The organism is Porphyromonas sp. C0026D3 (assembly GCF_056590775.1).
Map to the genome: position 1 here is coordinate 15,627 of NZ_JBWPWU010000010.1, position 12,029 is coordinate 27,655.

The window sequence follows — 12,029 nt, forward strand, 5'->3', positions numbered from 1 at the left end:
GAGATAATGGGAGAGCAAACAGCAATGAGCGCAAACAAGCTAGAGCAAGGTGGCGAGATCCGTGTAGAGGGTGCGCGTGAGCACAACCTCAAGAATATCAGCCTATCCATACCACGAAACACCCTGTGTGTCGTGACCGGACTGAGTGGCAGCGGGAAGTCCTCGCTTGCCTTTGACACCATTTACGCTGAGGGCAATCGGCGGTACATTGAGACTTTCTCCAGCTACGCACGTGGTTTTTTGGGCGGGATCGAACGACCGGATGTGGACCAGATCACCGGCCTCTCTCCGGTCATCTCCATCGAGCAAAAGACCACCTCGGGCAACCCCCGCAGTACCGTCGGCACCACGACAGAGGTGTACGACTTTTTGCGCCTGCTCTATGCCCGTACAGCCACCGCCTACTCTCCCTCCTCCGGCAAGGCTATGGTCCGCTACACAAAGGAGCAGATACTCGATACGATCGTCAAAGCCTACATGGGGCGACGCATCTATGTACTGGCTCCGGTGGTCCGAGACCGCAAAGGACACTACCGCGAGCTCCTCGAGAACCTCCGCCGAAAAGGGTACACTCAAGTACGTGTCGACGGCGACCTCCTCCCCCTCACCCCCGGCATGGCTCTCTCCAGATACCGCACCCACCGAGTGGAGGTCGTGATCGACAAGCTCCGCGTGCGCCCCGAGGATGACCAGCGGATACGAGAGACCCTGAGGACCGCACTCAAGATGGGCAAGGACCTGATCCTGATATGGGATCCGGATGCCAAGGAGGCCAGGTACTTTAGCAAAAGCTTGATGGACGAGGAGACGGGGATGAGCTTTGAAGAGCCGGCACCGCACACTTTTTCGTTCAACTCCCCCAAGGGCTCCTGCCCCAAGTGCAAGGGGCTGGGTATGGTACCGACGCCGGACATGAGTCGCATCATACCGGATGACTCACTGAGCATCCGAGAGGGGGCCTTGGCACCCCTGGGTGCGTTCAAGAAAGGGATGATCTTTTACCAACTGATGGCGATCACCGAGCACCACGGCTACACCATTGACCAGCCCATAAGCGAGTACCCGGAAGAGCTGATGGATGACCTCCTCGGTGGTGCCGACTATCCACTGAAGATACGACTGAGTGCCGGAGATGAGTGGGTGCGTCTACTGCCGTACGATGGACTGAGCAACTACCTCAACAAGCTATCTGAGGACGATGACTCGGTAAAGGCCAGGCGGTGGGCTGAACAATTTAGCACCTACACGATCTGCCCGCACTGTCATGGCAAACGACTAAAGGAGGAGGCTCTGGCCTTTAGGATCGGAGGGAAGGATATTGCCGACGTCAGTCGACTGACACTGCCCCGGCTCCTCGAGTGGATCGAGCAAGCCCCCTCCCTGGTGGATCCCAAACGCCAAATCGTAGCCCACGAGATCTGCAAAGAGATCAACGACAGACTCCGATTTTTGCTGGAGGTGGGGCTGGACTACCTCACCCTGGACAGAACCACCGGGAGTCTCTCGGGCGGAGAGATGCAACGAATACGACTGGCCACACAACTGGGGAGCCGGCTCGTCAATGCCCTATACATCCTGGACGAGCCAAGTATCGGCCTGCACCAAAGAGACAACGACCGCCTGATACAAGCGATGAAGCAACTGCGAGATGCCGGCAACTCCCTCCTGATCGTCGAGCACGACCGAGAGATGATGGAGCAGGCCGACTATATCGTGGACCTCGGACCGGGTGCCGGACGAGACGGCGGGCGAGTGATCTTTAGCGGCACTCCTGAGGAGATGCTCCAAAGCGATACGCTGACAGCCAAATACCTAAGGAATGAAGAAAAAATACCGGTACCCGAGTGTCGACGAAAAGGCTCGGGGGAGACACTCCGACTCATCGGAGCCACCGGCAACAACCTCCACGGAGAGCCCCTCTCCATACCACTCGGCACCCTCACCTGCATCACAGGGGTAAGCGGTAGCGGAAAGTCCACCTACATCAACGACACCCTCTACCCAGCCCTCAGCAAAAGCCTCTACCGATCCCTACAAGAGCCACTGCCCTACGAACGCCTGGAGGGGCTCGAGCATATCGACAAAGTGGTCCAAGTGGACCAGTCGCCCATAGGACGCATGCCGCGCAGCAACCCGGCCACCTACACGGGCGTATTTACCGACATCCGCAACCTATTTGTGGAGATGCCGGAGAGCAAAATACGGGGGTACAAGCCGGGGCGTTTTTCGTTTAATGTCAAAGGCGGACGCTGCGAAACCTGCAAGGGCAACGGCTACAAACGCCTGGAGATGCACTTCCTCCCCGATGTATATGTCCCCTGCGAGACCTGCCGAGGCAAGCGGTACAACCGAGAGACTCTGGAGGTACGCTACCGAGGCAAGTCAATAGCCGATGTACTGGATATGACGGTCAACATGGCGGTGGAGTTTTTTGAAAACAACCCCAACATCCTCCGAAAGATCAAGGTGATCCAAGACGTGGGGCTCGGATACATCAAGCTGGGACAGCCCTCAAGCACCCTGTCGGGTGGCGAGTGCCAAAGGATAAAGCTGGCCTCCGAACTAGCCAAGAAGGACACCGGCAGGACCATCTACTTCCTCGACGAACCGACAACGGGCCTCCACTTCGCCGATATCAAGATGCTCCTCTCCATCCTCAACGAGCTGGTCGACCGAGGCAATACGGTCGTGGTCATAGAGCACAACCTGGATGTCATCAAGGTGGCCGACCACTTGATCGATATCGGCCCGGACGGTGGCAGTGGAGGTGGACACATTATATTCGAAGGAACCCCCGAAGAAATGGCCCAAACTAATGTAGGCTATACCGCCAAATACCTCAAGCCGGAACTAGATCGATGACCTCCATAGAGCAACTCCTCCAAGCCCTCAACGATGAGCAACGACAAGCCGTCCTCCACCAAGGGTGCGACAGCCTGATCCTTGCCGGAGCCGGCTCCGGCAAGACCCGTGTGCTCACCACCAAGGTCGCCTACCTCCTCAGCCAAGGTGTGAACCCAAGCAATATCCTGGCACTCACGTTTACCAACAAAGCAGCCGAAGAGATGCGCCAGAGAGTCGGCACACTGGTAGGTAGCGAGCTGGCCAAGATCCTCCGCATGGGGACCTTTCACTCGGTTTTTGCAAGATGGCTGAGACAGTTTGGGCACCGACTTGGCTACACCTCCGACTACACGATCTACGATGCCACCGACTCACGCACCCTCGTGAAGGTCATCATCCGTGAGATGGGCTTGGACGACAAGCGCTACAAACCGACAACGGTACAAAGTATCATCTCGTCCGCCAAAAACGACGGACTGTCGCCAAGCGAAATCAGCACAGGAGAGCTGGACAAGCTCCCGACAATATACAGCGAGTACGAGGCTCGCTGCAAGCGTGCCAACGCTATGGACTTTGACGACCTCCTACTCAACACTCTGCGTCTGCTCAAAAATGACCAAGAGGTGATGCAAGTGTTGCAAAACCAATTCACCCACATCCTCGTCGATGAGTACCAAGACACCAACCTCGTCCAAGACCGAATCATTCGGCGACTCAAGGGAGCAAGCACCGAGGTCACCGTCGTAGGCGATGACGCTCAGAGCATCTACTCGTTTCGTGGAGCTGTACTGGACAACATCCTCAACTTCCAGAAGCACTTCCCGCAAGCACAGCTCTTCAAGCTCACCAAAAACTACCGAAGCACCGGCAACATCGTGGGACTGGCCAACGGCCTGATCGAGAAAAACCAATACCGGATCCCCAAGGAGGTGGAAGCCGTATCCGGGGCAGGCGAAAAGCCAACCCTCATCAAGGCCTTTTCCGGGACAGCGGAGGCCGAAATGGTTGCTCTACAGGTGCGTCGCTTGGTACACAAAGGGGTATCTCCGGAAGAGATCGCCATCCTCTACCGCACCAATGCCCAGAGCCGAGTACTCGAGGAGCAGTTTAGAAACGCCGGCATCGCCTATCGGGTCTACGGAGGCACCTCCTTCTACGACCGGAAGGAGATCAAGGATATCCTCGCCTACCTCCGCCTAATGATCAACGACCGAGACGACGAAGCCTTTCGCCGAGTCTACAATGTCCCGGCTCGTGGTATAGGGCAGACGACATTCGACAAACTGGTCGCTGTGGCAGAGCGACACGGACTTCCGCTCATGCAAGTGGCTCTCCGACCCGACCTCCTCGCAGATGATCTCAATAGAGGCACACTAAAAAAGATCCAAGACTTCACCACCTTGGTCGACAGCCTGTCAGCACAAAAAGAGCAACTGCCACCGGATGAACTGGTGCGCTTGGTCGTCAAGCAAACAGGCATCGACACCCTATATGCAGACGGATCCCTCGAGTCCGAGAGTCGCTTGGACAATATGGAGGAGCTACTCAGTGCCGTAGCCGACTACGTCGACAACCAGGTCGAGGAGACCGGTGAGACCCCCTCCATCGATGACTTTGTCCGAGAGATGGCTCTCTACACCGACCGCGACAAACAGGAGGATGGCACACCTCGCGTCACACTCATGACCATGCACGCCTCCAAGGGATTGGAGTACCGCCACGTCTTCTGCACCGGCATAGAGGAGGGGATCATACCCAGCCAGAGAAGTTGGACCCCACGGGATATCGAGGAGGAGCGACGACTACTCTATGTCGCCATCACCCGTGCAAAAGAGCACTGCACCCTCAGCTACGCCGACACTCGTCGCCTCCACGGACAGCAAGAGATCTGTAGCCCCAGCCGATTTCTTCTAGACCTGACCCCAAAGTACCTCCAGGACCTCTCGGGCCTTTTTGGACCGGTACGGCCTTCCTCCACCCCCACCATACTACCGCCCCCCACGGCACCCGTCCGCCCCATCGGGCGTCGCAAGCTCAGACGCCTTCCCGCCGATCCGATCGATGCCCCACAGCCGATCACAGACACCGCCACCGGCACCAACCTCAAAAAAGGGGACCGAGTGAACCATGCCTCCTTTGGAGATGGCACGATACAGGGTTTTGAGGACGGGATATCCGGTATCAAAGTCCACATCATCTTCGACTCGGGCAAAGACGCCAAGTTCATCCTAAAATTTGCCAAACTGACCCCCATTCAACCTCAATAAACAAGACAATGAAGCAGTTCTTCCAGACACTAAAGAGATTTGTACCTCCCTACAAGTGGTACGTCGTCGGCAATGTCTTTTTCAACATCCTCTCGCCACTGCTCAACCTCCTTGCCTTTTCTCTCCTCATCCCGATCCTCAGGGTGCTCTTTAGCATCGACACCACCACCTACGCCTTCATTCCCTGGAGTGAAGTCCGCACCGCCGGCATGATGGAGGTGATCCAAAACAACTTCAACTACTTCATCACCCGCCTCATCGATAGCTACGGAGCCTCCAACACCCTCATCATCCTAGGTTGCTACCTCGTCGGCATCACCCTACTCAAAGTCTCCGTACAGTACCTGGCACTCTACTGCATGATCCCGGTCCGGACAGGCATAGTACGCGACATCCGCAACGCCATCAACGACAAAGTCCTACAGCTACACCTTGCCTTCTTTAGCGATGAGCGCAAGGGAGACATCATCGCACGCATCACGGGAGATGTCAACGAAGTCGAGAGCTCCATCGTCAGCTCACTCGACCTCCTCATCAAAAACCCCCTCATGATCCTCATCTCCCTCCTGGCAATGATCCTCATCAGCCCACAGCTCACCATCTTTGTCCTCATACTGCTCCCCATAGCCGGATACATCATGGGACTGGTGGGCAAGCAACTCAAGCGCACCTCACTTGAGGGACAAAACCAGTGGGGCCTCCTCATCAGCATGATCGAGGAGACACTCGGAGGGCTGCGGGTCATCAAAGCTTTCCGCGCCGAGCCCATGATGAAAAAACGCTTTGAGACCCACAACGACCGCTTCCGTAGGATCTCCGGGCACATCTCCAAGAGGCAAGAACTCGCACATCCCATGAGCGAACTCCTGGGCACAGCTGCCATCGCCATCGTCCTCTGGTACGGTGGCACCCTCATCCTGGGACACAAAGAAGCCATGGACGCCAGCGCATTCATCTACTACCTGGTCATCTTTTACAGCATCATCAACCCCGCCAAAGAGCTCACACGCAGTGCCTACACCATTCAGAGAGGACTGGCCTCCCTCGAGAGAGTAGACAAAATACTCCTAGCCCAAAACAAGATCACAGACCCCCAAGACCCCAAGCCTCTCATCTTCCGACATGCCATCACGCTGGATCACGTCAGCTTTAGGTACACCGACCAATGGGTCCTCCGAGACATCAACCTCACCATACCCAAAGGTAAGACCATCGCCATCGTTGGCGAGAGCGGATCCGGCAAAAGCACACTCGTCGACCTGATCCCACGATTTTACGACATACAGGAGGGCTCCATCACCTTGGACGGCACCGACATACGAGACCTCCGAAAGGCAGACCTACGAGGACTCATGGGCAACGTCAACCAAGAGGCCATCCTCTTCAACGACACCGTGGCCCAAAACATTGCCTTTGGCAACCCACAAGCCACTCACGACGAGATCGTCCGAGCCGCAAAGATTGCCAACGCACACGACTTCATCATGGAGTTGCCACAAGGCTACGACACCAATATCGGTGACCGAGGAGGACGACTCTCCGGAGGACAACGACAGAGACTCAGCATAGCGCGAGCCATCCTCAAAGACCCCGAGATCCTCATACTCGACGAAGCTACATCCGCACTCGACACAGCGTCCGAAAAACTGGTACAGCAGGCACTCGACCGACTCATGCAGGGACGCACCACCATCATCATAGCCCACCGACTCTCCACCATCATCGGAGCCGACACCATCGTCCTCCTCCACCAAGGAGAGATCGCCGAGATCGGCACACACCAAGAGCTGATCACGCACAACGGACGCTATGCCCGACTCATCCAGATGCAATCCTTCTAGTCCACCCCACCCTCGTTAGGATTTTTTCTGAAAATCATAGCCGGGAGATTTCTTCCTTTTTTATACCTTTGGGGGCATTTTTTGAAAAAGCAGGAGAGACGAGTGCTTTTTTGAACATTTACCCACAAACGTTTTTATGACAACGACAAGACCTTACGCCAAAGTACAGATCATTGCCACAAGTCTCTTGCTCCTCAGCATGGGCCTATTTGCCTGCAACGGTAGAGATCACTCACGCACTCCAAAACTACCGGAGAAAAAAGAACAACCGGCACCCAATCCAGAGAAAAAGAAACCCACCCCCAATCCCGAAAAAGAGAAGCCCGCACCCAAGTTTTTGGTCCGATCCATCGGCACAAGTCCCTACCAAGGCATCTTCATCACCACCACATACACCTACGATACCGACAAGCGCATCACGAGCATAAAGCTCTCCTCCGACACCCCGGGAGACCCACCCACAGAGAAGACCTTCAGCTACAGCGACAAAGTAGTGACCATCAAAAACTACGAAGCACCCGGCAAGCTCGACACGCAAAACTTCTTTGAGGGCGTCATTGCCAACGACTTTGTCTTCATCTCCGAAAAACGCCACTACAAAGATGGGAAAAAGGAAGAGTGGATCTATGACCCGAGCAGCCTAAAGACCGACAAAAAGGGTCGCATCATCAGCTTTGACATAAAGGACACCTACAGCAGAAAGGGTTCCGACGGACGGGCCAAAGACTACGAGGTATACCATATCGACCTCAACCGCATCACCATCACCTGGACTGAAGAAAACATCACCGCAATCAAAGTAGAGGAAGGGCAGGTGGGGCAGCCACTGAAAGTCCTAATGACCTTGGATATGAAGTACAGCAAACTCATCAACCACACCAATATCTCTTTCATTGAGCTGACAGCAAACGACGGGCATGGCTACCTACTGACCTTGATGAACCACCTACCGTTCAACGTCCTGCAACCCCAAAACCTCCCCTCCGAAATTGTCCGAAAGGTACACAAGAGCTCCGGAGTGGACACTGCCACCTTCCACTTGGAATACACGATGGACAAAAGTCAGGAGCGACCCACCGGCTTCAAGATGGTAAAGAACAACGAGAAGCCCAATGACTTTACGATAGGCTACTGACCCCACCTAGCTCAATCAACACCGGCAGCATTGGCCTCTCCTCCCATCGGGGCGAGCATTCTTTGCCACCGGTGTCCCCCAAAAGGACCTCACACAGAGGTCCTTTTTTTGTCGGTGCCAAACCAATGGGCCATAAAAGGGGTGAATAACTGACTACCAAATTCTTACGAGAGGTACAACCCGTGCTTCACTCCACCGATTTTGCAAAAGAGACACACTGTTTCCGAACAAGTGGCGTATAATTTATGTACCTTTGCAAATATAGGGAATGAAGATCTCAACATTTTTTAATTTTACAACAAGATGTTTATGAATAGAAAACAGATGTTCATCACTGCCTGTCTGCTTGCAACCTTTGCCTTCAACAGCGCAAAGGCTCAAGTGCAGGATGTCAGTGTGACCGTATCACCTTATTTTTCCTACAACTGGTGGAATGAAAATATCAACCTAAAGAACTCCCCCTTCTACGGAGCTCGTGTAGGATTTGGCTTTGGCCCATTCTTTGAAGTTCGCGCCAACGCCGAGAAGTCCCTCAACCTCAAGCATGCCCTCCAGGGCAAGAGCTGGAACATCCTCAATGAGCAGGCACTCCAAAAGCTCGATGGCATGAGTATCGACGTCACCCGCGTAGGTGGTGAGCTGAAGGTCAACCTCCTCAACGGCTACACCTTTGCGCCCTACATCACAGCCGGTGCAGGCGTGCAAGTAATGGACTACAACCCCTTCGACGCCAAGACTGCCGACGGAGCAATCCAAGACGCCAAGTCAAAAGAAAAACAACTCTACTGGACTGCCGGACTCGGTATGAAGGCCAACCTCTCCGACCGCATCGCACTTGCAGTGGAGGGACGCAATGTTCGGTTCAATATGGATGCGAACAACTCATTCCTCACCCCCAGCACAGCCAACTCCAACAAAAAGTGGGGCAACTGGCAAGCCGTGGCATCACTCGACTTTTACCTCGGTGGCAACTCCATCGCCAACAGCCGCGATGCACGCCACTACAGAAGCCTCTACAGCGATGGCTTCCGTGGCGCAAAGTTTGTCCTCGAGCCGGGTCTGAAGTATGTCAACTTTAGCGACAAGCTGCCTCTGAAAGACCAGTGGTTCATCGGAGGTGCAGTCGGCATGGACTTCTCCAGCCTCGTAGGTGTCCGCGCCTACTACTATCAGGCAACCAAGGAGCCCAACAAGCTGAGCCTAGACTTCAACAAAGACTACCGCATGTACGGAGCTGACCTCGTCGCTCGCCTCAATGTACCTCGTGGTATCGTGCCCTACCTACAGATTGGTGCCGGCTACCTGGATGACAAAAACCTGATCCTCGCCGCCAATACCGGACAAGCCGAGCAACGCTTCGACACCCACAACCTCTACGCACAGATCGGTGCCGGACTGGAGATCCCGATGTCTCGCTGGTTTGCCCTCTACGGTACAGTCAACAGCATGCTCATGACCGACCGCCTCAATGGTGTCGATGTGAAAAACATCAACAAGCCCAGCGATATCGTCAACAGCATCAGCTACACCACCGGACTGCGCATCAACCTTGGTCGCCCCGCCTACGAGCTCAGTGACGCACTCGAGGGAATGGACAACGATCGCATCAACGACGTACGTGCCGACCAGAGCACAACACGCGAGGAAGAGCGCATCATCCGTGCTCGTCGAGACATGTTTGGACGCGACGTCTATGTCAACGCCAAGAACATGATGACCAAGCAGGAGTTTGAGGATATGGTGGATCGCATCATGAAGAAGATCCGCAGCGAGGAGTCGGCACGTGCATCCCTCTTCACACAAGATGAGATGGACATCGTCCTCACCGCACTCAACACCCAAAACGCACGCGAAGGCAAGTGCGCTGTAGCCGCCAACGCCACAGATGCACAAGTGATCGCTGACCTCCGCGCACGCATCAACCGCCTCGAGAACCAAGCAGGCCACACCACCGGCACTACTATTGTTGCCCCTGGTACCGGCTACACACAGCCTGCCGCTCCCATCCGCCCCGCAGTAGCTCCGGCCAATACATCCGATGCACAAGCCGTCTATGGCACACCCGCCAAGGCCGGTGGCCAAAACAGCTACCTCAAGCTCAACCGCATCGCCGCACTCACCGGTATCAACTTCGGCGAAGGCACACAGTGGATGCTAGGAGTACGTGGCTACATGCAGATCAGCGACACCAACTTTGACTTCGTGCCCGAGCTGATGGCAGGATTTGGTGGCAATAAGACCGGCTACGCAGTCAGCGGCAACGTGATCTACAACCTTCCGCTGAAAAACACCGCCTTTGCTCCCTATGCAGGACTTGGGCTAGGGTTCTTCAACAACGGCCGTGGCGGTAGCCTCGGATCCAACATCATCCTCGGTACCAGCTACAGACTGCAGGATGGCATGGGTGAGCTTTTTGCAGACTACTCTGCACGTACCCTCTTCCGCAACAACCAGATAGCGATTGGGTACCGCTTTGTATTCTAAAGACAACCCCTCTCACAACCAATGTTTATGAAAACAAAAACACTACTCTTGACGCTCGGCCTAGGTGCCATTGCCATGAGCGCCTCAGCCCAAAAACGGGTGGAGCGCGTGGTGATGCCCACCCCCGACAGCGTGGTAGTGGTAGAGGAGAGAAGCCCGGCCCGACTCAACCTTGGTGACATCGTAGGCATCGAAAACTACGACAAACTCCCCGACAACGCACTCCTCCCAATCACACAGGAGGAGGCCGAGGAGATCATCGCCAAGCTGATCGTCGCCAGTCGTGCACCGGCACAAGAGCAGATCAACAAAGCCAAGGTCCTCAACGACTTCAAGATCGAGACGCTCAAGAAGCGTCTCCTCGAAGAGGCCCTCAGACGCTCCTATGCCGATGAGTACGAGAGACGGATAAGCAGGCTGGAAAACCTCATACTGCTACTACTGGGCAAGGGAGAATTGGATCCCAACACCATCCTCAGTCTCCTAGGCAAACAGGGAGCCACCACGCCGATGGCCACACTGACTCCCGCAACGACCAATGCCCTCATAGACCCCAAGGCCGCCGACACCCATGTCGCCCTGGCACCAGGTGCCAAGGCCGCATCCATGGAGCACTTCCTCAGCCAAGTATTTTTCGCATTCGACAGCTCCAAGCTGACTCCGGATGCCAAAAAAGTACTGGACAACGCTGCCGCATGGATCAAGATCAACAACATGGGGATCACCCTCAGGGGATATGCTTCGCCCGAAGGAAACATGAAGTACAACAACAAGCTATCCGGCCGCCGCGTAAAAGCATGCGCCGACTACCTCGAAAGCAAGGGAGTCAGCCGGAGCCTGCTGAAAGTCATACCCTCCGGTATCGATAGCATGAAGATCACCACGGATATTTACCCCGACGCACGTCGTGTGGATATCCGCCCGGACTACAAAGAAGAGGGTAAGTAAGCCCCCACTTTGGGACAAACGATCCCCTGTGGATCGGCAAGACAAGACGAGGGTGTGTCCGACCGGACACACCCTCGTCCCGTATATATAATAGTGTCGACGATGGAGCGATCACCCGTTTGGTGGCCCCATGTCCCCGATCTGTCTTACAACCCAATCTACCGACCCAAACCGGCCGACCTGCTTTGCGACCCCTGGCGGGGTCGGGAGAGGAGTGCTGGGCTTGTGGACCCGGGGTCTTCGGGGCTTCGCCCCTCGACACCCAGGCTATGAAAGAGGCACCCCTGGCGGGGTGCTGCCGACCAAACCTCTCCGGCCCAATATTGCCGACCGTTTAGTGACCAAAATTATTGACCCATTGGTGAACTCAATCAAAAGATACTTCCAAAACGAAAAAGCAAGGGTCGAGAAAGATGGGCCTGCCGACCCCGCTAGGGGTCGCTCCTTCATAGCCGGGTGGTCGAGGAGGGGCAAAGGCCCCGACGATGACCCCCGGGAAAAGACGATCAC

Annotated in this window: 6 protein-coding genes; all 6 read left to right on the plus strand. The window is 55.3% G+C overall.

The features are described 5' to 3' along the window. Positions 1-24 precede the first annotated feature (24 nt). The 6 genes from uvrA (at position 25) to AC1EK1_RS08195 (ending at position 11,519) form a co-directional block, all read left to right on the plus strand. Positions 25-2,862: an excinuclease ABC subunit UvrA gene (gene uvrA / locus AC1EK1_RS08170; protein WP_480307015.1), complete on the plus strand. Its 2,838-nt coding sequence runs from the start codon at positions 25-27 to the stop codon at positions 2,860-2,862. Then, positions 2,859-5,111: an ATP-dependent helicase gene (locus AC1EK1_RS08175; RefSeq protein ID WP_480307017.1), complete on the plus strand. Its 2,253-nt coding sequence runs from the start codon at positions 2,859-2,861 to the stop codon at positions 5,109-5,111. Before uvrA ends, AC1EK1_RS08175 begins: the two co-directional genes overlap by 4 nt. 8 nt (positions 5,112-5,119) lie before the next feature. Then, the gene (locus AC1EK1_RS08180) at positions 5,120-6,952 is read left to right on the plus strand and encodes an ABC transporter ATP-binding protein (RefSeq protein ID WP_480307019.1); all 1,833 of its coding nucleotides are present in this window, start codon (positions 5,120-5,122) and stop codon (positions 6,950-6,952) included. Positions 6,953-7,088: 136 nt separating this feature from the next. Next, positions 7,089-8,087, plus strand: coding sequence for a hypothetical protein (locus tag AC1EK1_RS08185; RefSeq protein ID WP_480307021.1), 999 nt, complete (start codon positions 7,089-7,091; stop codon positions 8,085-8,087). A gap of 309 nt (positions 8,088-8,396) precedes the next feature. Beyond that, positions 8,397-10,571, plus strand: a complete 2,175-nt coding sequence (locus tag AC1EK1_RS08190; protein WP_480307023.1) for an outer membrane beta-barrel protein — start codon at positions 8,397-8,399, stop codon at positions 10,569-10,571. A 27-nt stretch (positions 10,572-10,598) separates the two neighbouring features. Beyond that, complete coding sequence (locus tag AC1EK1_RS08195; RefSeq protein WP_480307025.1) at positions 10,599-11,519, plus strand: OmpA family protein; 921 nt, start codon at positions 10,599-10,601, stop codon at positions 11,517-11,519. The last annotated feature ends 510 nt before the right edge of the window (positions 11,520-12,029 follow it).

Coding starts and splice junctions, on each gene's coding strand:
- uvrA (WP_480307015.1), top strand. CDS start 25: ATGAGCGCAAACAAGCTAGAGCAAGGTGGCGAGATCCGTGTAGAGGGT.
- AC1EK1_RS08175 (WP_480307017.1), top strand. CDS start 2,859: ATGACCTCCATAGAGCAACTCCTCCAAGCCCTCAACGATGAGCAACGA.
- AC1EK1_RS08180 (WP_480307019.1), top strand. CDS start 5,120: ATGAAGCAGTTCTTCCAGACACTAAAGAGATTTGTACCTCCCTACAAG.
- AC1EK1_RS08185 (WP_480307021.1), top strand. CDS start 7,089: ATGACAACGACAAGACCTTACGCCAAAGTACAGATCATTGCCACAAGT.
- AC1EK1_RS08190 (WP_480307023.1), top strand. CDS start 8,397: ATGAATAGAAAACAGATGTTCATCACTGCCTGTCTGCTTGCAACCTTT.
- AC1EK1_RS08195 (WP_480307025.1), top strand. CDS start 10,599: ATGAAAACAAAAACACTACTCTTGACGCTCGGCCTAGGTGCCATTGCC.